General features: G+C 60.5%; 23 protein-coding genes and 1 pseudogene. 12 read left to right on the forward strand and 12 right to left on the reverse strand.

Features of this window, described 5'->3' with window-relative positions; all coding sequences use genetic code 11:
• Positions 1-2: 2 nt before the first annotated feature.
• Both recF and gyrB read left to right on the forward strand, forming a co-directional pair.
• Positions 3-1,106: a DNA replication/repair protein RecF gene (gene recF / locus QF039_RS29440; protein WP_307522033.1), complete on the forward strand. Its 1,104-nt coding sequence runs from the start codon at positions 3-5 to the stop codon at positions 1,104-1,106.
• Positions 1,107-1,110: 4 nt separating this feature from the next.
• Complete coding sequence (gene gyrB, locus QF039_RS29445) at positions 1,111-3,534, forward strand: DNA topoisomerase (ATP-hydrolyzing) subunit B (protein WP_003213587.1); 2,424 nt, start codon at positions 1,111-1,113, stop codon at positions 3,532-3,534.
• A 98-nt stretch (positions 3,535-3,632) separates the two neighbouring features.
• Here the strand turns inward: gyrB and QF039_RS29450 are convergent.
• Positions 3,633-4,356 (reverse strand): annotated as a pseudogene (locus QF039_RS29450) (response regulator transcription factor).
• Between the two features lie 173 nt (positions 4,357-4,529).
• Here QF039_RS29450 and QF039_RS29455 point away from each other — a divergent pair.
• From QF039_RS29455 to QF039_RS29465, 3 genes are all read left to right on the forward strand, one after another.
• Positions 4,530-4,781 (forward strand): hypothetical protein, encoded by a 252-nt coding sequence (locus tag QF039_RS29455; protein ID WP_307522034.1) that lies wholly within the window; start codon positions 4,530-4,532, stop codon positions 4,779-4,781.
• 269 nt (positions 4,782-5,050) lie between these two features.
• Positions 5,051-6,046: a FecR domain-containing protein gene (locus QF039_RS29460; RefSeq protein ID WP_307522036.1), complete on the forward strand. Its 996-nt coding sequence runs from the start codon at positions 5,051-5,053 to the stop codon at positions 6,044-6,046.
• Positions 6,047-6,064: 18 nt separating this feature from the next.
• Positions 6,065-8,356, forward strand: a complete 2,292-nt coding sequence (locus QF039_RS29465; RefSeq protein ID WP_307522039.1) for a CHASE2 domain-containing protein — start codon at positions 6,065-6,067, stop codon at positions 8,354-8,356.
• 180 nt (positions 8,357-8,536) lie between these two features.
• Here the strand turns inward: QF039_RS29465 and QF039_RS29470 are convergent, their stop codons facing one another.
• The 4 genes from QF039_RS29470 to glyQ all read right to left on the reverse strand — a co-directional run bounded on the left by QF039_RS29470 (position 8,537) and on the right by glyQ (position 12,935).
• Complete coding sequence (locus QF039_RS29470) at positions 8,537-9,307, reverse strand: 1-acyl-sn-glycerol-3-phosphate acyltransferase (protein ID WP_177009015.1); 771 nt, start codon at positions 9,305-9,307, stop codon at positions 8,537-8,539.
• Between the two features lie 84 nt (positions 9,308-9,391).
• Positions 9,392-9,928 carry a D-glycero-beta-D-manno-heptose 1,7-bisphosphate 7-phosphatase gene (gene gmhB / locus QF039_RS29475; protein WP_307522043.1) on the reverse strand — a complete coding sequence of 179 codons (537 nt, stop codon included), beginning with the start codon at positions 9,926-9,928 and terminating at the stop codon, positions 9,392-9,394.
• 2 nt (positions 9,929-9,930) lie between these two features.
• Positions 9,931-11,985, reverse strand: a complete 2,055-nt coding sequence (glyS, locus tag QF039_RS29480) for a glycine--tRNA ligase subunit beta (RefSeq protein WP_307522045.1) — start codon at positions 11,983-11,985, stop codon at positions 9,931-9,933.
• Positions 11,982-12,935: a glycine--tRNA ligase subunit alpha gene (glyQ, locus tag QF039_RS29485; protein ID WP_003213601.1), complete on the reverse strand. Its 954-nt coding sequence runs from the start codon at positions 12,933-12,935 to the stop codon at positions 11,982-11,984. Before glyQ ends, glyS begins: the two co-directional genes overlap by 4 nt.
• Positions 12,936-13,016: 81 nt before the next feature.
• Between glyQ and QF039_RS29490 the strand changes: the two genes are divergently transcribed.
• Positions 13,017-13,574 (forward strand): DNA-3-methyladenine glycosylase I, encoded by a 558-nt coding sequence (locus QF039_RS29490; RefSeq protein ID WP_087694571.1) that lies wholly within the window; start codon positions 13,017-13,019, stop codon positions 13,572-13,574.
• 40 nt (positions 13,575-13,614) lie between these two features.
• Positions 13,615-14,502, forward strand: coding sequence for a lysophospholipid acyltransferase (locus QF039_RS29495; protein ID WP_003213605.1), 888 nt, complete (start codon positions 13,615-13,617; stop codon positions 14,500-14,502).
• A 130-nt stretch (positions 14,503-14,632) separates the two neighbouring features.
• On the opposite strand, the gene QF039_RS29500 is transcribed toward QF039_RS29495, so the two are convergent.
• From QF039_RS29500 to def, 5 genes are read right to left on the reverse strand one after another with little or no spacing between them, the layout of a single operon-like run.
• Entirely contained in the window at positions 14,633-14,944 is a 312-nt protein-coding gene (locus tag QF039_RS29500) for a lipopolysaccharide assembly protein LapB (RefSeq protein WP_307522047.1), read from the reverse strand.
• 18 nt (positions 14,945-14,962) lie between these two features.
• Positions 14,963-16,336, reverse strand: a complete 1,374-nt coding sequence (gene trkA, locus QF039_RS29505; RefSeq protein WP_003213611.1) for a Trk system potassium transporter TrkA — start codon at positions 16,334-16,336, stop codon at positions 14,963-14,965.
• A gap of 22 nt (positions 16,337-16,358) precedes the next feature.
• On the reverse strand, positions 16,359-17,669 hold the full coding sequence (rsmB, locus tag QF039_RS29510) for a 16S rRNA (cytosine(967)-C(5))-methyltransferase RsmB (protein ID WP_102604438.1): 1,311 nt from the start codon (positions 17,667-17,669) through the stop codon (positions 16,359-16,361).
• Positions 17,666-18,625: a methionyl-tRNA formyltransferase gene (fmt, locus tag QF039_RS29515; protein ID WP_003213615.1), complete on the reverse strand. Its 960-nt coding sequence runs from the start codon at positions 18,623-18,625 to the stop codon at positions 17,666-17,668. Before fmt ends, rsmB begins: the two co-directional genes overlap by 4 nt.
• 57 nt (positions 18,626-18,682) lie before the next feature.
• Positions 18,683-19,189: a peptide deformylase gene (gene def / locus QF039_RS29520; protein WP_003213617.1), complete on the reverse strand. Its 507-nt coding sequence runs from the start codon at positions 19,187-19,189 to the stop codon at positions 18,683-18,685.
• A gap of 150 nt (positions 19,190-19,339) precedes the next feature.
• Between def and QF039_RS29525 the strand changes: the two genes are divergently transcribed.
• From QF039_RS29525 to QF039_RS29535, 3 genes are all read left to right on the forward strand, one after another.
• Positions 19,340-20,128, forward strand: a complete 789-nt coding sequence (locus QF039_RS29525) for a peptidoglycan-binding protein (RefSeq protein ID WP_307522052.1) — start codon at positions 19,340-19,342, stop codon at positions 20,126-20,128.
• A gap of 63 nt (positions 20,129-20,191) precedes the next feature.
• Positions 20,192-21,286, forward strand: coding sequence for a DNA-processing protein DprA (gene dprA / locus QF039_RS29530; protein ID WP_003213620.1), 1,095 nt, complete (start codon positions 20,192-20,194; stop codon positions 21,284-21,286).
• A gap of 54 nt (positions 21,287-21,340) precedes the next feature.
• Positions 21,341-21,898 (forward strand): L-threonylcarbamoyladenylate synthase, encoded by a 558-nt coding sequence (locus QF039_RS29535; protein ID WP_003213622.1) that lies wholly within the window; start codon positions 21,341-21,343, stop codon positions 21,896-21,898.
• A gap of 139 nt (positions 21,899-22,037) precedes the next feature.
• Here the strand turns inward: QF039_RS29535 and QF039_RS29540 are convergent, their stop codons facing one another.
• Positions 22,038-23,015: an NADPH:quinone reductase gene (locus QF039_RS29540; protein WP_008439566.1), complete on the reverse strand. Its 978-nt coding sequence runs from the start codon at positions 23,013-23,015 to the stop codon at positions 22,038-22,040.
• Positions 23,016-23,173: 158 nt separating this feature from the next.
• Here QF039_RS29540 and hemF point away from each other — a divergent pair, with 158 nt between their 5' ends.
• Together hemF and aroE are read left to right on the forward strand one after the other, a co-directional pair.
• Positions 23,174-24,103, forward strand: coding sequence for an oxygen-dependent coproporphyrinogen oxidase (hemF, locus tag QF039_RS29545; protein ID WP_003213625.1), 930 nt, complete (start codon positions 23,174-23,176; stop codon positions 24,101-24,103).
• On the forward strand, positions 24,103-24,921 hold the full coding sequence (gene aroE / locus QF039_RS29550; RefSeq protein WP_102367811.1) for a shikimate dehydrogenase: 819 nt from the start codon (positions 24,103-24,105) through the stop codon (positions 24,919-24,921). Before hemF ends, aroE begins: the two co-directional genes overlap by 1 nt.
• 114 nt (positions 24,922-25,035) lie before the next feature.
• On the opposite strand, the gene QF039_RS29555 is transcribed toward aroE, so the two are convergent.
• Entirely contained in the window at positions 25,036-26,604 is a 1,569-nt protein-coding gene (locus tag QF039_RS29555; RefSeq protein WP_307522059.1) for a SulP family inorganic anion transporter, read from the reverse strand.
• Between the last annotated feature and the right edge of the window lie 86 nt (positions 26,605-26,690).

Below are 26,690 nucleotides of genomic sequence, written 5' to 3' on the forward strand. Positions count from 1 at the left end.
AGATGTCCCTCAGTCGCGTCTCGGTCACCGCGGTGCGCAATTTGCACCCGGTGACCTTATCCCCCTCCCCCCGCATCAATATCCTCCACGGCGCCAACGGCAGTGGCAAAACCAGCGTGCTGGAAGCCATTCACCTGCTGGGGCTCGCTCGTTCCTTTCGCAGTGCCCGCTTGTTACCGGTGATTCAGTACGAACAACTGGCGTGCACAGTATTTGGCCAAGTCGAATTGGCCGAAGGCGGTCATAGCAGCCTGGGGATTTCTCGTGATCGTCAGGGGGAGTTTCAAATCCGCATCGATGGGCAGAATGCTCGCAGTGCTGCGCAGCTGGCAGAAATCCTGCCGCTGCAACTGATCAACCCGGACAGCTTCCGCTTGCTGGAAGGCGCGCCAAAAATCCGCAGGCAATTCCTCGATTGGGGAGTGTTCCACGTGGAACCGCGTTTCATGGCCACTTGGCAGCGCCTGCAGAAGGCCCTGCGGCAGCGGAACTCATGGCTGCGGCATGGTACACTTGACGCCGCTTCGCAAGCTGCTTGGGACCGGGAACTGTGCCTGGCCAGCGCTGAAATAGATGAATACCGCCGCGCCTATATCAAAGCCTTGAAACCAGTCTTTGAGCAGACCTTGAGCGAGTTACTTGAACTCGAGGGGCTGACGTTGAGCTACTACCGTGGTTGGGACAAAGACCGGGAACTGAGTGCAGTGCTCGCGACGTCCTTGCAACGGGATCAGCAAATTGGTCACACCCAGGCCGGACCACAACGGGCTGATTTGCGCCTTAGATTGGGCGCACATAATGCTGCGGATATCTTGTCCCGCGGTCAGCAGAAGTTGGTGGTCTGCGCTTTGCGTATCGCCCAGGGGCATCTGGTTAGCCAGGCCCGGCGCGGGCAATGTATTTATCTGGTGGATGACTTGCCGTCCGAACTGGACGAGCAGCACCGCCGCGCGTTATGCCGCTTGTTGGAAGACTTACGCTGCCAGGTGTTTATCACCTGTGTAGACCACGAATTATTGAGGGAAGGCTGGCAGACGGAAACGCCAGTCGCTTTGTTCCACGTGGAACAAGGCCGTATCACCCAGACCCACGACCATCGGGAGTGAAGGCATGAGCGAAGAAAATACGAATACGTACGACTCGACCAGCATTAAAGTGCTTAAAGGTTTGGATGCCGTACGCAAACGTCCCGGTATGTACATCGGTGATACCGATGATGGCAGCGGTCTGCACCACATGGTGTTCGAGGTGGTCGATAACTCGATCGACGAAGCTTTGGCCGGTCACTGCGACGACATCAGCATCATCATCCACCCGGACGAATCCATCACCGTACGCGACAACGGTCGCGGCATTCCGGTAGATGTGCATAAAGAAGAAGGCGTTTCGGCGGCAGAGGTCATCATGACCGTGCTCCACGCCGGCGGTAAGTTCGACGATAACTCCTATAAAGTATCCGGCGGTTTGCACGGTGTAGGTGTTTCGGTAGTAAACGCCCTTTCTGAAGAGCTGATCCTGACTGTACGTCGTAGCGGCAAGATCTGGGAACAGACTTACGTTCATGGTGTTCCACAGGAACCGATGAAAATCGTCGGTGACAGCGAAAGCACTGGTACGCAGATTCACTTCAAGCCTTCGGCTGAAACCTTCAAGAACATCCACTTCAGCTGGGACATTCTGGCCAAGCGGATTCGTGAACTGTCCTTCCTGAACTCCGGTGTGGGTATCGTCCTCAAGGACGAACGCAGCGGCAAGGAAGAGCTGTTCAAGTACGAAGGCGGCCTGCGTGCGTTCGTTGAATACCTGAACACCAACAAGACCGCGGTCAATCAGGTGTTCCACTTCAACATCCAGCGTGAAGACGGCATCGGCGTAGAAATCGCCCTGCAGTGGAACGACAGCTTCAACGAGAACCTGTTGTGCTTCACCAACAACATTCCTCAGCGCGATGGCGGTACTCACCTGGTGGGTTTCCGTTCTGCACTGACGCGTAACCTGAACACCTACATCGAGGCGGAAGGCCTGGCGAAGAAACACAAAGTCGCCACCACCGGTGACGATGCCCGCGAAGGCCTGACCGCCATTATCTCGGTCAAGGTTCCGGATCCGAAGTTCAGCTCCCAGACCAAAGACAAGCTGGTGTCCTCCGAAGTGAAGACAGCGGTCGAACAGGAAATGGGCAAGTACTTCTCCGACTTCCTGCTGGAAAACCCGAACGAAGCCAAGCTGGTTGTCGGCAAGATGATCGACGCAGCACGGGCTCGTGAAGCGGCGCGTAAAGCCCGTGAGATGACGCGTCGTAAAGGTGCGCTGGATATCGCCGGCCTGCCGGGCAAACTGGCTGACTGCCAGGAGAAAGACCCTGCCCTCTCCGAACTGTACCTGGTGGAAGGTGACTCTGCTGGCGGTTCCGCCAAGCAGGGTCGCAACCGTCGCACCCAGGCCATCCTGCCGTTGAAGGGTAAGATCCTCAACGTCGAGAAGGCGCGTTTCGACAAGATGATTTCCTCGCAGGAAGTCGGCACCTTGATCACCGCCCTGGGCTGTGGCATCGGCCGCGATGAGTACAACATCGACAAGCTGCGCTATCACAACATCATCATCATGACCGATGCTGACGTTGACGGTTCGCACATCCGCACCCTGCTGCTGACGTTCTTCTTCCGTCAGTTGCCGGAGTTGATCGAGCGTGGCTACATCTACATCGCCCAGCCACCGTTGTACAAAGTGAAAAAAGGCAAGCAAGAGCAATACATCAAAGACGACGACGCCATGGAAGAGTACATGACGCAGTCGGCCCTGGAAGATGCGAGCCTGCACTTGAACGACGAAGCCCCGGGCATCTCCGGTGAAGCGTTGGAGCGCCTGGTAAACGACTTCCGCATGGTGATGAAGACCCTCAAGCGTTTGTCGCGCCTGTACCCCCAGGAGCTGACCGAGCACTTCATCTACCTGCCATCCGTCAGCCTGGAGCAGTTGGGTGATCATGCCCACATGCAGGCTTGGTTGGCCCAGTACGAAGTCCGCCTGCGTACCGTTGAAAAATCCGGCCTGGTCTACAAAGCCAGCCTGCGTGAAGACCGTGAACGTAACGTCTGGCTGCCAGAGGTCGAACTGATCTCCCACGGCCTGTCGAACTACGTCACCTTCAACCGCGACTTCTTCGGCAGCAACGACTACAAGACGGTTGTAACCCTCGGCGCGCAACTGAGCACCCTGCTGGACGACGGTGCTTACATTCAGCGTGGCGAGCGCAAGAAAGCGGTCAAAGAGTTCAAGGAAGCCCTGGACTGGTTGATGGCGGAAAGCACCAAGCGCCATACCATTCAGCGATACAAAGGTCTGGGCGAAATGAACCCGGATCAGCTGTGGGAAACCACCATGGACCCAGCGCAGCGTCGCATGCTGCGCGTGACCATCGAAGACGCCATTGGCGCGGACCAGATCTTCAACACCCTGATGGGTGATGCGGTCGAGCCTCGTCGTGACTTCATCGAGAGCAATGCCCTGGCGGTTTCCAACCTGGACTTCTGATCAGGTTGCAGCGCAAAAACAAAAAAGGTCAACGCTTAGCGTTGGCCTTTTTTATGGGCTGGATATGAGCATTTTATAAATGCTCCACGTGGAACATCTCAGTCCTCGGAACCCGCCGTCACACTCTCCAACCGATATCCGTACCCATAGATCGTCAGCAACTGCCAACCCCGATCCGCCGTCAGCCCCGAGCTTATTCCGCAGCCGATAAATATGCGTATCCAGCGGCCGCGACGACACCATCTCCTCATGGGTCCAGAACCGTTCATACAGGTACTCTCGAGACAGCGGCCGCGCCAGGTTCTCAAACAGGCACCGCGCCAGGCGGTATTCGCGCTCCGTCAGGCTGATGGGTTTTCCCGCCCTGCTCACCGTGAGTTCAGCATCATCAAAGGTCAGCTCATTGAAGGTATGCACCTCACTGGCTGCAGACTTCTGCAACCCGTGGCGACGCAGAACGGCATTCACCCGAGCCTTAAGCTCATTGGGACGAAACGGCTTGCTGACGTAATCATCGGCACCACTGTTCAGCGCCTGGACGATATCGCTCTCGGCATCGCGGCTGGTAAGCATGATGGCGGCTGGCGGCGCTTCCATGTGCTCGCGGGTCCAGCGCAGCAATGCCAGGCCACTGAGGTCGGGCAGTTGCCAGTCAAGGATCAGCAAGTCGAAGGTCTCGCGGCGCAGTTGTCGCAGCAGGTCTTCTCCACGCTCGAAGCAGTGCAGGGTCCATGGCTGATCCGCAGCGCTGGGGATTTGTCGCAGTGTCTGTTCCACCCGCCGCAGTTCAGCAGGTTCGTCATCCAGTATTGCGACACGCATGGCAGGGTCCTTTCTTATTGAAGAATGCGGGCATCGAATCTGAACAATTATGGCCAGATTCTCAGGCCCTCTGAATCTCTCGGTACGCTGATATCAAATGGCCGCAAGCCATTGGAAATCGTCAACACCCAAGCTGGGAAGATACCGGCTCGAGACCTTCAGGAAAAGGATCAATGGCAATCTGGTTTTATGCTGTTTCGAGACGTATGGCCGTTCTGGGGAAGGTTGATGTATGGGGAAGACTGGTATTGGTGGTGATGGTTGCTACGCTGGGCACGGAAACGGTCGGGGCCAATAAGCCGGCGACACCTATGCCGTTCGAGGAAAGGCAGACTTTGAGTGAGCCCGGCAATGGCATGGGCTTCGCCCGTTCACCGTTTCAGCAACTCAGCGAACAGCAGCAGACCCAACGTTGGGTATTTTAAGCACCCGCAAATCTGAACAAATGTTGCGAATCGGTCCGATGCACCTATGTTGTAGGTAAATTCGCTCTCGCTGGATGACACACGGATTGGAGCGACGGAAGTGCTCCGACACAGGGACGTGTCATCTTCTGCAATGGATCTCACGCCCCCAGATATTTCGGCTATCGACTGGATACCTCATCGAGTATCGTAGACGGTACTCAAGGTCTTCCCGCTGCAAGACGCTGCCTGAAAGTGCTTTCTGATGACCCATTAGAACTAGAATCTTGATGAGCGCCATGACCTTTTTCCCCTGCCGATTCCGCTCTGCCGCTTCTACGCTGTTGAGTTCGGGCCTGATCGTTACGCTTGGCGTAGTGAGTCTTCCGGCCTTGGCACGCCCTGCCCCTCCCCGTGCACCCTATATCGACGACAACCGGATGTGCCGCGCGCAACCGCTTCCGGCGGTGGTGCAGCACCTCACGGGCGAAGCCTGGAAACTGGATGCCAAGGGTGTGTCCACGGCTCTGGAAGAAGGCATGTTCATCGATGAACAAGAAAGCGTGAAAACCTCATCGGGCGCATTTGTCAGCCTGATGCTGGGGGACGGCTCGCGGATTGTCTTGCCCTCCAGCTCCCAGGTCCGATTGCATCTGGTCGAGGAGCAATCCATTCCCCAGGTGATTCTTGAAGAAGGTCAGGTCGAGGCTTACGTGATCAAGCGTGCCAGCGACTATGACCGTTTCCAGATCATGACCCCGGTGGGCGTTCTGGGGGTACGCGGCACGCATTTCCGTGTGCGTAACGATGGCGAACAATCGCTGGTGGAAGTACTCAACGGGCAAGTGGCGGTCAATCGTGATGACGCTCCACCGACCCCGCACCCTATCAAGAAGAAGCCCATTACCGGTCCAGTCTCTGGTGAAGTAAAGGTTGGTGCGCGGCAGGGCCTGGCCTTCAAGAAACAAGGTGAACTCAAACCCGTGGAACTGCTTGATGCGCCACGGTTGGTCGGCCAGGACGGTCAAAAGGGCGATGCGCCTGTCTGGACCCTGTTCCTGCGGCCATTGGCCGGGGCCCAGCGCTACCGGGCCCAGGTCGCGACCGATAAGGAGTTTCTGAACATCAAGCAGGAAAACTTCTCCGACAAGCCGCAAATGCGCTTCACTGGGCTGAAAGCATCGTTCTATCACGTTCGCTTGTCGGCATATGATGAACACGGGCTTGAGGGAGAAACCGGGGTTTATGACATTTTCTATTACCCACCCGCGAACCGCGTGCAGTAGTGCCCTGGACGCGAGCCGGTGAGGCTGTGGCACAGGGCTGAAAAGCGCCAACCGACTCAGGCTCAGCGGCTGTTCAATGGCCTGGTGCGCGAATGGCTGTGGGTCAGCCTGTTGCTATTACCCATCACGGCCTTCCTGTCCCTGAGCCCTGGCCTGGCCCTCAATAACCTGCTGTATGACAGCCTCCGCCGGCTGGCACCTTTATCGGTGGATCCACGCATCCTGCTGGTAACGATCGACGACCGAAGCCTGAAGGAACTTGGCCAATGGCCATGGTCCCGACGTGTGCATGCCGACCTGCTTGATCGGCTGAGCGCCGCCAAGCCTGCCGGCATCCTGTTTGATGTGATCTTCAGCGAGCCCGCCCGGGAGCCAGCCAATGACCTGCGCCTGGCCGAGGCTATGTGCAACGCTGGCAACGTCCTGTTGCCTTTGATTCGTGAAGGCTCGCCGCGCTACGGCCAGCCTGTGGCGCAAATCCTGCCCGTGTTGCCCTTGCGTGATTGCGCCCGTAGCGTCGGCCATATCAACGTGGAAGCGGACAGCGACGGCATCGTTCGAAGCCTGTATTTGCGTGAAGGTCCACCAGGTAATTTGACACCGCAGTTAGCCTGGCTGGCGTTTGAACTGAGCGGCCAGCCATCCCTAATGCCGGGCGCACCTGGTCCGTCGGAAAGCTCCAGCTGGCAGCGGGAAAATGCCATTCGAATTCCTTTTATTGCCAGTCATGCTGGCTTTCCCAGCGTGCCGTATATCAGTGTCTTGCGCGGGGAGGTGCCATCCGAGTTGCTGCGCGACCGCTTGATCCTGATTGGCGCTACGGCACCGGGCATGGGCGACCGTTATGTCACGCCGCTTTCGGCCAGTGTCGGCACCACCCCGGGCGTGGAGATCCAGGCAAATATTCTCAATGGCTTGCTGCAAGGGCGCAGTATTGTCGATCTGCCCGTGTGGATGGCGACGCTACTGGCCACCGCGATGGTCGCGGTGCTGTTGGGCCTTCTGCTGTTTCGACCGCGTTATGCACTGTGGCTGACCCTCGGTTGCATGGGGGCTGCGCTTCTGGGTTCTTGGGGCCTGTTGCGCCTGGGCCATTGGTGGTCGCCGGCAGCAAGTCTGGTTGGCATGTTGCTCAGCTATCTGATCTGGAACTGGCGGCGCCTGAGCGTGATCCTGGCCTACTTCGGCTGGGAACTGGCACGCCTGGACAACGAGCCCAAAGTGCTCCCGGAGCGCCGTCGAGCGCCCGCCAGCCAGGGTGATGTATTGCAGGGACGAATCTTCGCCCTCGAACAAGCGGTCAGCCGTACCCGGGACACTCGTCGCTTCATGGCCGATGGGCTGGAATGTTTGCCTGTAGCAACCTTGATTACCGATCCCAAGGGCAACGTCCTGCTGGCCAATCGAATTGCCCGCGATGTGTTCGACAATGAACTGGTGGCCGAAAACCTCTTGGATCAGCTCGCCGCATTAGGTTATCCACCGCTGCAGGACGGTGTTCGCCCTGCCCTGTCGACGCTGGAGATTGTCGAGTTCCGCGATACCCTTGACCGCAGCCTGCGCCTCGACCTGGCGCCGCTGCTGCCTGCAGACGGTGACGTGGCCCTGGGCTGGCTGCTGAGCCTCACAGACCTGAGCATTGAGCGTGATGCCCAGCAGCAACGGGAGACCCTGCTGCGCTTTCTGTCCCATGACTTGCGTGCGCCGCATTCGGCGATCCTGGCCCTGTTGGATGTTCAGGACACCGCCGCGCCGATATTTGCGCAGATCGAACAACAAGTCCGCCGTGCCCTGAACCTGACCGAATCATTCGTGCAGCTGGCGAAAGCCGAATCCGATGGCTACCAATTCCAGCCCAGCCTGTTCGCCATGTTGGTGCTCGACGCATTTGATCAAGTCGCAGTGCACGCCCAGTTGAAAGGTATTCGCCTGGTCCATCACCTGGATGAAGACGGCGAAGAAATGGTGTGGGCGGATCAATCGCTGCTGACCCGCGCCTTATTCAATCTGTTGGAAAATGCGGTGAAATACAGCCCATCGGGCACCACCGTTACGTTAAGCCTGACCAGCCATGAAGACGCTTTGCAGTGCCGTATCAGCGACCAGGGGCGAGGAATCTCCCCGCAGGATTTGCCCGAACTCTTCGCTCAATACCGGCGCTTCGCCTCGGCTCAGGGCAGTGAAGGATTGGGGTTGGGGCTGACCATGGTCAAGGCCGTCGTGGATCGTCACAGTGGGAGAATTCGCTGCGAAAGCGAGGTGGATAAAGGTACGACCTTCATCCTTCAGCTGCCATTGTGGCGAGACTGAATCGCGGCTTTTCACCTGTGCATAAAAAACCGGTCTCAAGGACCGGTTTTTTAATGCGGAAAAAACTTATGCACCTTTTCCGCCGTTTTATGAGCTTGGGAAATATGTAAGTAAATCAGCAGCCTATAAGCTAAAAAGCGCAATTCGCCAACAAACCGTACACAGGTTATCCACAGAAACTCAAATCACCGGCGTATCCACCACAACCGGCTCCGGCGGCAACGAACCCATGGCCCTTTGTTGCGCTTCATTCCATGCCTGGGCACGGTCGTTCAGCGCTGCAATGGCACGTGGGCCTTCGCCCTCGGCATACATGGGCTCGCCAATGATTACAGTGATGGTGCCTTCACGCTTGGCCCAGCCGGTCTTTGGCCAGAACTTGCCGGCATTGTGGGCAATTGGCAGCACCGGCAGCCCGGCGTTCACCGCCAGGGCCGTACCGCCACGTGAGAACTTGCCCACAGTGCCGTAGGGCACGCGTGTGCCTTCAGGGAAGATCAGCACCCAAACCCCATCCTTCAACAGCTCATCGCCCTTCTTGGCCACATGCTTGAGTGCGGCCTTGGGGTTGTCGCGGTCGATGGCGATCGGTCGCAGCATGGCCATGGCCCAGCCGAAGAATGGTACGTACAGCAGCTCACGCTTGAGCACCTGGCTCAGGGGCGAGAAATACGCAGACAGGAAAAAGGTTTCCCAGGTGCTCTGGTGGTTCGACAGAATCACACAAGGCTGGTCCGGGACGTTTTCGGCGCCCCTGATCTCGAAACGAATGTTCAGGAACACCTTGGTCAACCACAGCGCGCAGTTGCACCAAAAGACGTTGATGAAACGATAGCGCGCCTTGAACGGCAGGAAAGGCGCGATAAAAAAGCTCAGGGTGCACCAGAGAAAAGAGCTGGTGCCCAACAGCAGGTAAAAGAAGAAGGTTCTGATGGCCTGCAAAATCGACATGGCGGCATTTACCGTTGCGGGACAACGCCCGCCTGTTAAAAGCGCGCTCCCGAACAGTCCTTGGTCAGGAAGTCAGAAGGGCTGCTAGTTGTTGATAAGTTCTGCGGCAACCGCCGCCAGATCGTCAAAAATCAAAGTACCTACCGGCAGGGTTTTAGCCTGGGTCTTTTCGCCTTTCCCGGTTTTTACCAAAACTGGCTGAGAGTCGACGGCTTTGGCGGCTTCCAGGTCACCGAGGCTGTCCCCGACAAACCATATCCCAGCCAACGGCACGTTGTAATGTTCAGCAATAGTTTTAAGCATACCCGGTTTGGGCTTGCGGCAATCGCAGCCTTCATCCGGGCCGTGCGGGCAATACACCACCAGCCCTACTTCACCGCCCTGCTCTGCCACCAGCGTGCGCAGGCGCGCGTGCATGGCGTCGAGGGTGGCGATGTCGTAGTAGCCGCGGGCGATGCCGGACTGGTTGGTGGCGATGGCCACTGTCCAGCCCGCTTTGCTCAACTGCGCGATGGCCTCGATCGAGCCGGGCAGTGGAATCCATTCCGCCACCGATTTGATGTAAGCGTCGGAGTCGTAATTGATCACTCCGTCCCGATCGAGAATCAGCAGTTTCAACATGGTCAGCTCAGTACGGAAATGTCAGCGATATTGATGAACAGGCCGCGCAGGCGCGCCAGCATGGCGTAGCGGTTTTTCCGCACGCCCGCGTCTTCGGCATTGATCATCACCGCTTCGAAGAACGCATCCACCGGCTCACGCAAGGTGGCCAGGCGCGCCAAGGCTTCGGCGTAGTTGCGTTCGGCGATCAGCGGCTTCACTGCGTTTTCCGCCTTGGCGATGGCCGAGTTCAGCGAGAACTCCTTGGCATCGGCAAACAGGCCCGGGTCGACTTCGGCATTGCCGAGGTTGTCGGCCTTGCTCAGCAGGTTCGATACACGCTTGTTCACGGCGGCCAGGGCACCGGCTTCCGGCAGCTTGCGGAAGGCCTGTACGGCCTGCACACGCTGGTCGAAGTCCAGCGCCGAACCTGGTTGCAGGGCACGTACCGACAGGTACACCGAAACGTCCACGCCTTCGTCTTCGTAACGCGCACGCAGACGGTCGAACACGAACTCCAGCACTTGCTCGGCCAGGCCGGCTTGCTTGACCTTGGCACCGAACTGGCCAACCGCAAACACCACGGCCTGGGTCAGGTCGAGGTCGAGCTTCTTGTCGATCAGGATGCGCAGCACGCCCAGGGCCGCACGGCGCAGCGCATACGGGTCTTTGCTGCCGGTAGGCAACATGCTGATACCGAAGATACCGACGAGGGTATCCAGCTTGTCAGCGATGGCCACGGCCGCACCGGTGAGGGTGGTCGGCAGCTCGGCGCCAGCACCGCGCGGCATGTACTGCTCGTTCAGCGCCAGGGCGACGTCTTGCGGCTCGCCATCATTCAGGGCGTAGTAGTAACCGGCAACACCTTGCATCTCCGGGAACTCGCCGACCATCTCGGTGGCCAGGTCGCACTTGGACAGCAGCCCGGCACGCGCAGCCCAGGCAGCATCGCCACCAATGCGTGGCGCGATGTAGGCCGCCAGCTTGGAAACCCGTACGGCCTTGTCGTATACGCTGCCGAGTTTTTCCTGGAACACCACGTTCTGCAGGCGCAGGTTGAAGTCTTCGAGCTTCTGCTTCTTGTCTTGCTTGAAGAAGAACTCGGCGTCAGTCAGGCGCGGGCGAACGACTTTTTCGTTACCGGCGATGATCTGCTGCGGGTCCTTGCTTTCGATGTTGGCCACGGTGATGAAGCGCGGCAGCAGCTTGCCGTCGACGTCCAGCAGGCAGAAATACTTCTGGTTGTCCTGCATGGTGATGATCAGCGCTTCCTGCGGCACGTCGAGGAAACGCTCCTCGAACGAGCACACCAGCGGCACTGGCCATTCAACCAAAGCGGTCACTTCGTCCAGCAGGCTTGGCGGCACGATGGCGGTGCCTTCCTGCAGGCGGGCCAGCTCTTCGGTACGCTTGCTGATCAGCTCGCGGCGCTCATTGGCATCCGCCAGCACATAGGCTGCACGCAGGTCATTGAGGTAGTTGGCGGGCGCGGTGATTCGCACGGCTTCAGGATGGTGGAAGCGGTGGCCACGTGAATCACGGCCGGCCTTCTGGGCGAGGATGGTGCAGTCGATGACCTGGTCACCGAGCAGCATCACCAGCCATTGGGTCGGGCGCACGAACTCTTCCTTGCGGGCACCCCAGCGCATGCGCTTGGGAATCGGCAGGTCGTTCAGCGAGTCTTCAACGATGGTCGGCAACAGGCTGGCGGTCGGCTTGCCGGTGATGACCTGGCTGAAACGCAGCTTCGGGCCACTCTGGTCGATTTCGCTCAGCTCGACGCCACACTTCTTGGCAAAACCAAGGGCGGCTTGAGTCGGGTTGCCTTCAGCATCGAAGGCGGCCTGGCGTGGCGGGCCGTCGAGGTTGATGCTGCGGTCCGGCTGCTGGGTTTCCAGTGCGGTGAGCAACACAGCCAGTCGGCGCGGCGCGGCGTAGACTTTTTTTGCGGCGAACTTCAGGCCAGCGGTTTGCAGGCCTTTTTCGATACCGGCCAGGAATGCGTCGGCCAGGGTATTCAGTGCCTTGGGTGGCAGCTCTTCGGTGCCCAGTTCAACCAGGAAATCTTGAGCACTCATTGTGCAGCCTCCAGCTTAGCCAACACTTCATCACGCAGGTCCGGGGTGGCCATCGGGAAGCCCAGCTTGGCGCGAGCCAACAGGTAGGCTTGGGCGACGGAACGCGCCAGGGTGCGTACACGCAGGATGTATTGCTGGCGCGCAGTTACCGAGATGGCACGACGGGCGTCCAGCAGGTTGAAGGTGTGGGATGCCTTCAGAACCATTTCATAGCTTGGCAACGGCAGCGGCTGATCCAGTTCGATCAGGCGCTTGGCTTCGCTTTCATAGAAGTCGAACAGTTCGAACAGCTTCTCGACGTTCGCGTGTTCGAAGTTGTAGGTCGACTGCTCCACTTCGTTCTGGTGGAACACGTCGCCGTAGGTCACCTTGCCGAACGGGCCGTCAGCCCACACCAGGTCGTAGACCGAGTCCACGCCTTGCAGGTACATGGCCAGGCGCTCAAGACCGTAGGTGATCTCGCCGGTCACCGGGTAGCACTCGATGCCGCCGGCTTGCTGGAAGTAAGTGAACTGCGTCACTTCCATGCCGTTGAGCCAGACTTCCCAGCCCAGGCCCCAGGCGCCCAGGGTTGGCGATTCCCAGTTGTCTTCGACGAAACGGATGTCGTGGACCAGCGGGTCCAGGCCGACATGTTTCAACGAGCCCAGGTACAGCTCCTGGAAGTTGTCCGGGTTTGGCTTCAGAACCACCTGGAACTGGTAGTAGTGCTGCAGGCGGTTCGGGTTTTCGCCGTAGCGGCCGTCAGTCGGGCGACGACTGGGCTGCACATAAGCGGCGTTCCAGGTTTCCGGGCCGATGGCCCGCAGGAAGGTAGCGGTGTGGAAAGTGCCGGCGCCTACTTCCATATCGTAGGGCTGAAGTACCACACAACCTTGCTCGGCCCAGTATTGCTGGAGGGCGAGGATCAAGTCTTGGAAGGTACGCACGGCTGGCGTAGGCTGGCTCACGAAATTCACCTGTTACTTGGGCTGCGATTTAAAGAGCGGGAGTATACCCGATTCGGCCGCGCCACCATCCCCTGGAGCCTTATGCCACGCTGCTTTTGGTGTTCTGAAGATCCGCTGTACATGGCTTATCACGATCAGGAGTGGGGAACGCCGCTGCGCGATGCGCAGGGACTGTTCGAGTTGCTTTTGCTCGAAGGGTTCCAGGCGGGCCTGTCCTGGATCACCGTTTTACGCAAACGCGAGCATTATCGAAAGGTCTTGTTCGGCTTTGATGCGCAGCGTCTGGCCCAGCTGAGCGATGCCGAGATCGAAGCGCTGATGCTCGATCCGGGCATCGTGCGTAACCGCCTGAAACTCAATGCCACCCGGCGCAATGCCGCCGCCTGGCTGGCGCTGCAGGACCCCGTGGAGTTTCTGTGGTCGTTTGTGGGCGGCGTGCCCAAGGTCAATCATTTCAAGGACCGCAGCCAGGTTCCGGCCATTACGCCGGAGGCTGAGGCCATGAGCAAAGCCTTGAAAAAAGCCGGCTTCACCTTCGTCGGGCCGACCATCTGTTACGCGTTCATGCAGGCCTCGGGCATGGTCATGGACCACACTCAGGACTGCGACCGTTACGCGGACCTCGCCAACGCCGGTTAGAATGGCGGCTTTGCGCACCACACACGATCAGGAGTGACCTGTGGAAAAGTTTAAAGGCGCCTTGCTGGTAGGCGCTCTTCGGTTGTTTGCCCTGCTGCCCTGGCGCGCGGTGCAAGCGGTCGGTTCGGCAATTGGCTGGATCATGTGGAAAACCCCCAACCGTTCCCGCGAGACGGTGCGGATCAACCTGTCCAAATGCTTCCCGGACATGGATCCGGCCGAGCGCGAGCGTCTCGTTGGACGCAGCCTGATGGACATCGGCAAGTCCCTGACCGAAAGCGCCTGCGCCTGGATCTGGCCGGCCCAGCGTTCCATCGACCTGGTGCGCGAGGTCGAAGGCCTGGAAGTGCTGCACGAAGCCCTGGCTTCGGGCAAAGGCGTGGTCGGCATCACCAGCCACCTGGGCAACTGGGAAGTGTTGAACCACTTCTATTGCAGCCAGTGCAAACCGATCATTTTCTACCGCCCGCCGAAGCTCAAGGCGGTGGATGACTTGCTGCGCAAACAGCGGGTGCAACTGGGTAACCGCGTGGCGGCGTCCACCAAGGAAGGCATCCTCAGTGTCATCAAGGAAGTGCGCAAAGGCGGCCAGGTGGGGATTCCTGCGGATCCGGAGCCGGCGGAATCGGCCGGGATCTTCGTGCCGTTCTTCGCCACCCAGGCGCTGACCAGCAAGTTCGTGCCGAACATGCTGGCGGGGCACAAGGCGGTCGGGGTGTTCCTGCATGCCCTGCGGCTGCCGGATGGCTCGGGCTACAAAGTGATCCTGGAAGCGGCGCCGGAAGACATGTACAGCACCGACACCGCCACTTCGTGTGCGGCGATGAGCAAGGTGGTGGAGCGCTATGTGGGGGCTTACCCGAGCCAGTACATGTGGAGCATGAAGCGCTTCAAGAAACGCCCGCCGGGTGAGGCGCGGTGGTATTGATGTACGTCGATCTGTAGACCCATGCAGATCCAGTGTGGGAGCTGGCTTGCCTGCGATGGCATCGCCTCGGTGTAACTGAAAAACCGAGTCGCTTGCATCGCAGGCAAGCCAGCTCCCACAGGAGTCTCTTTCAGGCCTGGCGGTCGAGTTTCTTCAGGAATACGGTCATTTCCTTTTCGGCCTGCTTATCGCCATGTGCCAGGGCCGCTTCAATACCCTTCTCCCAAGCTAACCGCGCTGCAGCGTTATAACCCTGCCCCAGCTGCGCCTTGCCCAACAGCTTCCACGCCGCCGAATACTTCGGGTCGAACTCGACGCATTTCTGCAAATGCTCGGCCGCCTTGGCGTTGTCCTTCAGATCAAGATAACCCTTGCCCAAACCAAACCGCAGCAGTGAGTTATCCACACCCTTGGCGAGCATTTTTTCCAGGGATTCGAGCATGTCGGTCACTCCGTTTGATCAGAAAAAGCTCAGGCCCACGTGGAACAGCTTCTCCACATCGCGGATATGTTTTTTATCCACAAGGAACAGAATCACGTGGTCGCCCGTGGCGATCACCGTGTCGTCGTGGGCGATGATCACTTCTTCATCGCGAATGATTGCGCCGATGGTGGTGCCCGGCGGCAGGCCGATATCGCGGATCGCCTTGCCAATCACCTTGCTCGATTTTGAATCACCGTGGGCAATCGCCTCGATGGCTTCCGCCGCACCCCGGCGCAACGAGTGCACACTGACGATATCGCCGCGCCGCACGTGGGCCAGCAAGGTGCCGATGGTCGCCAGTTGCGGGCTGATGGCGATGTCGATATCGCCGCCCTGGATCAGGTCGACGTAGGCCGGGTTGTTGATGATGGTCATCACCTTCTTCGCCCCCAGCCGCTTGGCCAGCAACGACGACATGATGTTGGCTTCGTCATCGTTGGTCAGGGCCAGGAAGATGTCGGCGTCGGCGATGTTTTCTTCCAGCAGCAGATCACGATCCGAGGCGCTGCCCTGCAGGACCACGGTGCTGTCGAGGGTGTCGGACAAATACCGGCAGCGTGCCGGATTCATCTCGATGATCTTCACCTGGTAGCGGCTTTCGATGGCCTCGGCCAAGCGCTCACCGATCTGCCCGCCGCCGGCGATGACGATGCGTTTATAGGTCTCATCCAGACGGCGCATTTCGCTCATCACCGCGCGAATGTTCGCTTTGGCGGCGATGAAAAACACCTCGTCGTCAGCCTCGATCACCGTATCGCCCTGGGGCAGAATCGGCCGGTCGCGACGGAAGATCGCCGCCACCCGCGTCTCGACGTTGGGCATGTGCTCGCGCAGCTGGCGCAGTTGCTGGCCCACCAACGGCCCGCCGTAGTAGGCCTTGACCGCCACCAGCTGTGCCTTGCCTTCGGCGAAGTCGATCACCTGCAAGGCGCCCGGGTGTTCGATCAGGCGCTTGATGTAATGGGTCACCACCTGTTCCGGGCTGATCAGCACATCGACCGGGATCGCGTCGTTGTCGAACAGTCCGGCGCGGGTCAGGTAGGCCGCCTCACGCACTCGGGCGATCTTGGTCGGAGTGTGAAACAGGGTGTGGGCGACCTGGCAGGCGACCATGTTGGTCTCGTCACTGTTAGTGACCGCCACCAGCATGTCGGCATCGTCGGCACCGGCCTGGCGCAGCACTGTAGGAAACGAGGCGCGGCCCTGTACGGTACGGATATCCAAACGGTCGCCCAAATCCCGCAGGCGCTCCGCGTCGGTGTCGACCACGGTGATATCGTTGGCTTCGCTGGCCAAATGCTCGGCCAGCGTACCGCCAACCTGCCCTGCGCCGAGGATGATGATTTTCATCCGGTCACTCCCTTAAAACCATTCAGCCGCGAGCGGCGGCAATCTTGATCAGCTTGGCGTAATAGAACCCGTCGTGGCCGCCTTCCTGGGCCAGCAACTGGCGGCCATGAGGCTGCTTGATCCCGGCCTGGATGTCGAGGTCCAGTTCCCGTGCGCCGCTGGTGCGAGCAAGGAAGGCTTCGATGACTTCAGTGTTTTCGGTAGGCAGCGTCGAGCAGGTGGCGTACAGCAGGATGCCGCCTACTTCGAGGGTCGGCCACAACGCGTCCAGCAACTCGCCTTGCAGCACGGCCAGGGCGGCGATGTCGTCGGGTTGGCGGGTCAGCTTTATGTCCGGGTGGCGGCGGATCACGCCGGTGGCGGAGCACGGTGCGTCCAGCAGGATGCGCTGGAACGGCTTGCCGTCCCACCAGGTGGCGGTGTCGCGGCCGTCGGCGGCGATCAGCTCGGCGCTGAGGCCCAGGCGGGCGAGGTTTTCCCGCACACGCACCAGGCGCTTGGCTTCCAGGTCGACGGCGACGACACCGGCCAGGTCCGCTTGCACTTCCATGATGTGGCAGGTCTTGCCGCCGGGGGCGCAACAGGCGTCCAGTACGCGTTGGCCCGGGGCCAGGTCCAGCAGGTCGGCGGCCAGTTGAGCGGCTTCGTCCTGCACGCTGATCCAGCCTTCGGCGAACCCGGGCAGGTTACGTACATCGCCCGGTTCTGTAAGAACGATGCCGTCCTGGCTGTAGACGCAGGCCGTGGCCGCTACACCGGCTTCGCCAAGCAACGTGAGATAAGCGTCGCGGGTGTGATGACGGCGATTGACCCGCAGGATCATCGGCGGGTGCGCGTTGTTGGCCGCGCAGATGGCTTCCCACTGCTCGGGCCAGAACGCCTTCAAGGATTTTTGCAGCCAGCGCGGGTGGGCGGTGCGCACCACCGGGTCATGTTCCAGCTCGGCCAGCAGCGCTTCGCTTTCGCGCTGGGCGCGGCGCAGCACGGCGTTGAGCAGGGCCTTGGCCCAAGGCTTTTTCAGCTTGTCGGCGCAACCGACGGTTTCGCCGATGGCCGCGTGGGCCGGCACGCGGGTGTAGAGCAGTTGATACAGGCCCACCAGCAGCAGCGCCTCGACATCGGCGTCCGCCGCCTTGAACGGCTTTTGCAGCAGCTTGGCCGCCAGCGCCGATAAACGTGGCTGCCAGCGGGCGGTACCGAAGGCCAGGTCCTGGGTAAAGCCGCGATCGCGGTCTTCGACTTTATCCAGTTGGGTCGGCAACGAACTGTTGAGGGAAGCCTTGCCGTTGAGCACGGCGGCCAGGGCCTTGGCGGCGGCCAGACGTGGGTTCATTGCGCGTCCACCGCTTGGCCGAGGACGATGCCAACGGCAAATTTCTCACGGCGGCTGTTGAACAAATCGCTGAAGTTCAGCGCCTTGCCGCCGGGCAATTGCAGACGGGTCAGACACAGCGCCTGTTCACCGCACGCTACCAACAGGCCGTCCTTGCTGGCGCCGATGATCTCGCCGGGGGCGCCCTTGCCTTCGGCCAGGGTGGCGGCCAGTACTTTCAAGGCCTCGCCATTGAGCGTGCTGTGGCAGATCGGCCACGGGTTGAAGGCACGCACCAGACGCTCCAGCTCAACGGCCGGGCGGCTCCAGTCGATGCGGGCTTCATCCTTGTTCAATTTGTGGGCGTAGGTGGCGAGGCTGTCGTCCTGCACTTCACCTTGCAGAGTGCCGGCAGCCAGGCCTGCGATGGCCTGGACGACAGCCGGCGGGCCCATTTCGGCGAGGCGATCATGCAGGCTGCCGCCGGTGTCTTGCCCGGTGATCGGGGTGGTGACTTTCAGCAGCATCGGCCCGGTGTCCAGGCCTGCTTCCATGCGCATCACGGTCACCCCGCTTTGCGCATCACCGGCTTCGACGGCACGCTGGATCGGTGCCGCGCCACGCCAGCGAGGCAGCAGCGAGGCGTGGCTGTTGATGCAGCCCAGGCGCGGGATATCCAGCACAGCCTGGGGCAGGATCAAGCCGTAGGCCACCACCACCAGCAGGTCTGGTTTCAGCGCAGCCAGTTCGGCCTGGGCATCGGCGTTGCGCAGGGTCGGCGGCTGCAGCACCACAATGTTGTTTTCCAGTGCCAGCTGCTTGACCGGGCTGGGCATCAGTTTTTGCCCACGACCGGCCGGGCGATCGGGCTGGGTGTAGACCGCCACGATTTCATAAGGGCTGGCGAGCAGGGCCTTGAGGTGTTCGGCGGCGAATTCGGGGGTGCCGGCAAAAACGATGCGCAGTGGCTCGGTCATGGGAAACGTCTCACAAAAGAAAAAGGCTTGCCGGAGCAAGCCTTTGAAAGAAGGGAATCAAGCTTGCTGGCGATGCTTCTTTTCCAGCTTCTTCTTGATCCGGTCGCGTTTAAGCGTGGACAGGTAATCGACAAACAGCTTGCCGTTGAGGTGGTCGCACTCGTGTTGGATGCACACCGCCAGCAGGCCTTCGGCAATCATCTCGAACGGCTTGCCGTCACGGTCCAGGGCCTTGATCTTGACGCGCTGGGGACGGTCGACGTTCTCGTAGAAGTCGGGCACCGACAGGCAGCCTTCCTGGTACTGGCCCATCTCGTCGGTCAGGGTTTCGAACTCAGGGTTGATAAACACCAGGGGCTCGCTGCGGTCTTCGGACAGGTCCATGACCACGACGCGCTGATGCACGTCGACCTGGGTCGCGGCGAGGCCGATACCCGGGGCTTCATACATTGTTTCAAACATGTCATCGACCAACTGACGAACCTTGGCGTCCACTACGGCCACTGGCTTGGCGATGGTGCGCAGGCGTGAGTCCGGAAATTCGAGGATGTTCAAAATAGCCATAAGCGTAATTGCTGCACATGTGAGGTAAAGGCAAGTCGGCGCCGGGGATGGACCCTTGATGTGCCGGGATAAGTGCCGTGGGAAAACGTCCGAAAGCCGCGAAGGCCAAGGCGTTTCACGCGAATGCACATAATAAAGGAGATTCACCCCATGAGGAAATCGCTACTCGTCTTGCTGCTGTGGGCCCAGGCCGTTATTGCCCAGGTTCCCGAGAGCTATCCACAGGCCGGCCAGACGTTGCCACTTCATACGCAGCAGGCCATCCAGCGCTTTTTACTGCACAACCGCATTCTCGATACCCCCCAGGAACTGGAGCACGCTCCCTATATTGTTGCAGCAGATGCCGGACGAGTATTGGGCGCCGATGGCGAGCGTATTTATGCGCGAGGTGCCCTGGACCCTACCGCCGAAAGCTACGGGATCTTCCGTCGCGGCAAGGCCTATACCGACCCGCAAAGCCAGGAATTGCTGGGTATCAACGTCGACGACATTGGCACCGCACGTTTTTTGACGGTGGGCGATGTCAGCACGTTGGGTGTGCAGCGCGTCACCCAGGAAGTGCGGCCCGGCGACCGATTGCTCAGCCAGCAAGCGCCCACCGACCTCGCCAGCCTGGTGGTTCAGATGCCTGCTCGCGCCACTGCCGGGCACATCATCGACGTGCCACGGGGCGTGACGCAGATCGGCGTGCTGGACGCGGTGACGCTGAACAAGGGCCGTCGTGACGGCCTGACGGAAGGCCATTTGCTGGCCGTGGTGAAAACCGGGGAAACCGTTCGGGACCGAGTGACCGGTGCTCCGGTGAAGATGCCCGACGAGCCGGCCGGGACGCTATTGGTGTTCCGCACCTACGAAAAGCTCAGCTACGGCCTGGTGCTCAGCGCGTCGCGTTCGCTGGCGGTAATGGACCGTTTTGAGGCGCCTGAACGAAGACAATAATTAGGTTGCTAAATAAGTTACCAACAGAGTTATCCACAGCTTGTTCCGATCAAGGACGATCAAATGTTACCGACGAATGACCGTGAAATTTCCCCGGCAGAACTGGAAGCCCGACTACGCTTGCACAGGCTGCCGGAACTGGGTCCCAAGGGCTTTAAAAAACTTATCGAGGCCTTTGGTTCTGCGTCAAAAGCCATCAGCGCACCGGCCAGTGCCTGGCGCTCCCTGGGGCTCAAGGTGGCCAGCGCCGATGCCCGGCGTTGCGAGGAAGTACGTGATGGTGCCAGTGCGGCATTGGCCTGGTTGGAGCGTCCGGCCCAGCATTTGCTGATGTGGGACCAACCCGACTACCCGGCATTGCTTGCAGAATTGGATGACGCACCCCCGCTATTATTCGTCGCCGGCAACCCGGCGATTCTGGAGAAACCGCAGCTGGCGATGGTCGGCAGCCGTCGCGCCTCCAGGCCAGGAATGGATACCGCCGCCGCGTTTTCCCGCAGCCTGGCGAGTGCCGGTTTTGTCATCACCAGTGGCCTTGCCCTGGGTATCGACGGTGCTGCTCACCAGGCGGCTTTGGATGTTGGTGGACATACAATCGGCGTGCTGGGCACCGGGCTCGAAAATTTTTATCCACAGCGCCATCGACGCTTGGCCGAGGCGATGATTGCCCAAGGCAGTGCCGTGGTTTCCGAGTTTCCGTTGGACGCCGCGCCCCAGGCCGGCAACTTCCCGCGCCGCAACCGTATTATCAGTGGCCTGTCGCTTGGGGTACTGGTGGTGGAGGCCAGCATGGCCAGCGGTTCGCTGATCACCGCGCGGCTGGCGGCGGAGCAAGGGCGCGAGGTATACGCCATCCCCGGCTCCATCCATCACCCCGGGGCCAAAGGCTGCCATCAACTGATCCGCGATGGCGCGGTGCTGGTGGAAACCATCGAGCACATTCTCGAAAACCTGCGTGGCTGGCAGGCCCTCTCCCGCCCGGCGCCGATTGCGGTCAATCATCCGCTGGTGGCGCTGTTGCACGCGGCGCCCCACACCAGTGAAGCCCTGGCGATTGCCAGTGGCAGGGCCTTGTCCGAGGTGCTGGCCAGCCTGACGGAGCTGGAACTGGAAGGCCGAGTGATCTGCGAAAGCGGGCGCTGGCTTGCGCGCGGCTAGGTTTTGTAACGAAGATCGGTAAACTGCGCAGAGCTTTAGTCCGGAGAGTGAGTAATGGTCAACAGGTGGCGTGTGCGAGAAGCCGCACGAGAAATTCGCGCAGGCGCGGTGATTGCCTATCCAACCGAGGCGGTCTGGGGCCTGGGCTGTGACCCTTGGAACGAAGAAGCGGTGGATCGGTTGCTGGCGATCAAGGGCCGGTCTGTGGATAAGGGGCTGATCCTGATTGCCGACAATATCCGTCAGTTCGATTTTCTCTTCGAAGACTTTCCCGATGAGTGGATGGACCGCATGGCCAGTACCTGGCCTGGCCCGAATACGTGGCTGGTGCCCCATCAGGACTTGCTGCCCGAGTGGATTACCGGGGTGCATGACACGGTGGCGTTGCGGGTGACTGATCATCCGCAAGTGCGGGATCTGTGCTCGCTCGTCGGGCCACTGATTTCCACCTCGGCCAACCCGCAGGGCCGCCCGGCGGCGCGCACGCGGATTCGTGTGGAGCAGTACTTCCGCGGGCAGGTGGATCTGGTATTGGGGGGGAATCTGGGGGGGCGCAAGAACCCGAGTCTGATTCGGGATCTGGCGACGGGTGAGGTTGTGCGGCCGTCTTAAGACCGAGTCGCGGCCATCGCGGGCAAGCCCGGCTCCCACACTGATCTGCAGCGAACACAAAATTTATGTTCACCGCAGAACCAGTGGGAGCCGGGCTTGCCCGCGATGAGGCCCTTACAGGCCCCAGAGAACTAAAGCCCTAAGGCAACAGAATGGTCGACCCAGTCGTGCGCCGCGCCGACAACTCTGCCTGAGCCTTCGCCGCATCCCCCAACGAAAACCGTTGGTTAATATCAATCTGCAGCTTCCCGCTGATGATCATCGAAAACAGATCATCCGCCATCGCCTGCAGGTTTTCCGGGTTGTTGGCATAGGTCGCCAATGTCGGCCGGGTCACATACAGCGAGCCCTTGGCCGCCAGAATCCCCAGGTTGACCCCATCCACCGCCCCCGAAGCATTACCGAAACTCACCACCAATCCGCGTGGCGCGACGCTGTCCAGCGAGGTGAGCCAGGTGTCCTTGCCTACGCCGTCGTACACCACTGGGCACTTCTTGCCGTCAGTCAGTTCCAGCACGCGTTGTGCGACATTTTCCTTGCTGTAGTCGATGGTTTCCCAGGCGCCGAGGGATTTGGCCAGCGCCGCTTTTTCCGGCGAACTCACGGTACCGATCAGCTTCACGCCCAAGGCCTTGGCCCATTGGCAAGCCAGGGAGCCGACGCCACCGGCAGCGGCGTGGAACAGAATGGTTTCGCCGCCCTTCAACTCATAGGTCTGGCGCAACAGGTACTGCACCGTCAGGCCCTTGAGCATCGCGCCGGCGGCCTGTTCGAAGCTGATGTCGTCCGGCAGGTGCACCAGGTTGGCAGCCGGCAATACATGCAATTCGCTGTAGGCACCCAGCGGGCCGCTGCCGTAGGCCACGCGATCGCCGACCTTGAATTGAGTGACTTCGCTGCCCACCGCATCAACCACGCCGGCACCTTCCGCGCCCAGGCCCGACGGCAAGGCCGGTGGTGCATACAGGCCGCTGCGGAAATAGGTGTCGATGAAGTTCAGGCCAATGGCCTTGTTCTGCACGCGAACCTGCTGCGGGCCGGGTTCTGCCGGGGTGTAGTCCACATACTCAAGCACTTCGGGGCCGCCATGGGCACGGAACTGGATACGTTTGGCCATCTGCACTCTCCTTAAGTCATTTCGCGTAGCCCCCTATCGGACTCCTAAGCTTGATCTTCGTCAACTGTGGCAGCAGTGGGTGCAGTGGTATCCTGTGCGCCCATTTGCCGCCGATGCCCAATGGCCTCGTGTAGCGTTGCCCGATTCAAGGTGATGTCATGACTACCCGCACCGAGGCTGTCAAAGCCTACCTGCTTGACCTGCAAGACCGCATTTGCAGCGCCCTGGAAACCTTCGAGACGGACACTCGCTTCATCGAAGACGCCTGGACCCGGCCTGCCGGCGGCGGCGGTCGCACCCGTGTGATCGAAAACGGTTCGGTAATCGAGAAAGGCGGCGTTAACTTTTCCCACGTGTTTGGCAGCGGCCTCCCACCGTCCGCCAGTGCCCATCGCCCGGAATTGGCCGGTCGCGGTTTTGAGGCCCTCGGCGTGTCGCTGGTGATCCACCCGCACAACCCGCATGTGCCGACTTCCCACGCCAATGTGCGTTTTTTCATCGCTGAAAAAGAAGGCGAAGAGCCGGTGTGGTGGTTTGGCGGCGGCTTCGACCTGACGCCCTACTACGGCAACGAAGAAGACTGCATCCACTGGCACCGCGTCGCCGAACAGGCCTGCGCGCCGTTTGGCCCGGACGTTTATTCACGCTACAAGGCCTGGTGCGACACCTACTTCCACATCAAGCACCGCAACGAACCGCGTGGCATCGGCGGTTTGTTCTTCGATGATTTGAACGAGTGGGACTTCGACACCAGCTTCGCCTTCATGCGCGCCATCGGCGACGCCTACATCGACGCCTACCTGCCGATCGTCCAGCGCCGCAAGGCCATGGCCTATACCGAGCAGCAGCGCGAATTCCAGGAATTCCGCCGTGGCCGCTACGTCGAGTTCAACCTGGTCTACGACCGTGGCACTTTGTTTGGCCTGCAATCGGGCGGGCGTACCGAGTCGATCCTGATGTCGCTGCCACCACAAGTGCGCTGGAGCTATGACTGGAAAGCCGCCCCCGACAGCGAAGAAGCGCGCCTAACCGACTACTTCCTGCAAGACCGCGACTGGCTGGGTGTGCTGCCCAAGGCGGCGGTCTGATGGATCGTTATGTCGTCTTCGGCAACCCCATCGGCCACAGCAAGTCGCCGCTGATTCACCGTCTGTTCGCCGAACAGACCGGCGAGCAACTGGACTACAGCACCTTGCTCGCGCCGTTGGAGGATTTCACCGGCTGTGCAAAAGCATTTTTCGCACAAGGCCGTGGCGCCAACGTCACCGTACCGTTCAAGGAAGAGGCCTATCGCCTGGCCAATACCCTGACCGAACGCGCCCAACGGGCCGGCGCGGTGAATACCCTGAGCAAGCTCGGCGATGGCAGCCTGTTGGGAGACAACACCGACGGCGCCGGCCTGGTGCGGGATTTGACGGTGAATGCCGGGTTCAGCCTGCAAGGCAAACGCATCCTGTTGCTGGGCGCCGGTGGTGCGGTGCGCGGCGCGTTGGAGCCGTTGCTGGCTGAGCAGCCGGCTTCGCTGATCATTGCCAACCGCACCGTGGAAAAAGCCGAATTGCTCGCCGAGCTGTTCGACGATCTCGGCCCGGTGTCCGCCAGCGGTTTCGACTGGCTGCGTGAACCGGTGGACCTGATCATTAATGCCACGTCCGCCAGCCTGTCAGGCGATGTACCGCCGATTGCCGGCAGCCTGATCGAACCCGGAAAGACTTTTTGCTACGACATGATGTACGGCAAAGAGCCTACGGCTTTCTGCCGCTGGGCCAGTGAGCAGGGCGCGGCGGTGGCAATGGATGGCCTGGGGATGCTGGTGGAACAGGCCGCGGAAGCGTTCTTCCTGTGGCGCGGTGTGCGCCCGGATTCGGCGCCGGTGCTGGCTGAATTGCGTAGCCAACTGGCCTGACGCAATCCGAATGTGGGAGCGGGCTTGCTCGCGAATGCGGTGGATCAGTCGATACATACGGCGACTGTCACACCGCATTCGCGAGCAAGCCCGCTCCCACAGTTTCAACCGCATTCAGTCTTCGAAATGGATGGGGCATTGGTCGGCCCCTTCCAGTTTCCTCAACTCTTCCACCACCTGTGGCCGGGCCTTGCGCAACGCCAGGCTGCGCCCCACTCCATTCAATCGGCGCGCTTCCTGGTGCAGCATCTCCACCCCGGAATAGTCGATGAAGTTGATCTGCTGCGCCTCGATCACCACCCGCTGGCCGTGCAGGCTTTGCAGCCGCACCTGCAGGTAATGGCTGGCGCCGAAAAAGATCGACCCGCCGACCCGCAGCACATCGTCCTCTCCGTCACGCCATTGCTGGACCCGCGGCTGTGAGGTGCGCTTGAGGTAGAAAAACAGCGACGCCAGCACCCCGGCGTAAATGGCCGTTTGCAACTCCAGCAACAGCGTGGCGATGCAGGTCAGGGTCATCACCACGAACTCTGCGCGGCTGACCCGGAACAGCGCCCGAATACCGCGATGGTCGACCAACCCCCAGCAAATCAGCAGGATGCTGGCGGCCATGCTCGGGATCGGGATATGCGCGATCAATGCCGCACCGAACAGCGCGAACAACGCCACCCACAATGCGGAAAACACCCCCGCCAGCGGCGAACAGGCGCCTGCCTCATAACTCAGGCCCGACCGTGTGAAGGAACCCGCCGACAAGTACCCGGAGAAAAATCCACCGACGATGTTGGATAAACCCTGGGCGCGCACTTCCTGATTTGCATCGAGCAATTGTTGGGAGCGGGCCGACAGTGAGCGCGCAATCGACAGGCTGGTCACCAGCCCCAGCATGCCCACCGCCACGGCACTCGGCAGCAGGCGCAGGACCATGTCCAGGTCCATCGGCAGCGGGCTGAACGGTGGCAGCTTGCCGACAAATGAACTGACCCGCGCCACCTCCCCGAACATCGTCGGCCACAGCCACGGGATGAGGCTGCCCAGGGCCAGCGCGATCAACAGGGTTGGCCAGCGCGGTACCCAGAGTTTCAGCAGCACCCCCACCAGCAAGGTGCCGAGCCCGAGCACCAGTGAAGGACGATTCCACTCCCCGGCATGGTTGATCAGCGCCAGCAGACTGTTGATCGCCGTGGCCTGGCTGGGCAGGTCCAGCCCCAGCAGGTTGGGCAGTTGGCCCAGGGCGATCACCACCGCAGCGCCGAGGGTGAAGCCGAGCACCACTGAATGCGAGACGAAATTCACCAGGGCGCCGAAGCGCAGCATGCCCAACAGCCATTGGAAGACGCCGGCCAGGAACGTCAGCAGCAGGATGAGTGTGATGTAGTCCTGGGAGCCGGGCACGGCCAGCGGGCTGACGCTGGCGTAGAGCACGATAGAGATGGCTGCCGTGGGGCCGCAGATCAGGTGCCAGGAAGAGCCCCACAAGCAGGCGATCAATACCGGGATGATCGCGGCGTACAGGCCATACTCCGGTGGAAGCCCGGCGATCAGCGCGTAGGCAATGGACTGGGGTAATGCCAGGACTGCACCGCTCAGGCCGACGACCGCGTCCCTTCCGACGCTGGCGCGGGTTTGGCGCGGGAGCCAGCTGAGGAAGGGAAAGAGTGTATGGCGGTTGGGCCAGGGCATTGGAAACTCGGTTGAAGAGGTTTGAATCAGAGTATCAGGCTCATGATGATCGTTCCCACGCTCTGCGTGGGAATGCCGTCCTGGAC

This window comes from Pseudomonas sp. W2I6, from assembly GCF_030815935.1.
GTDB lineage: Bacteria > Pseudomonadota > Gammaproteobacteria > Pseudomonadales > Pseudomonadaceae > Aquipseudomonas.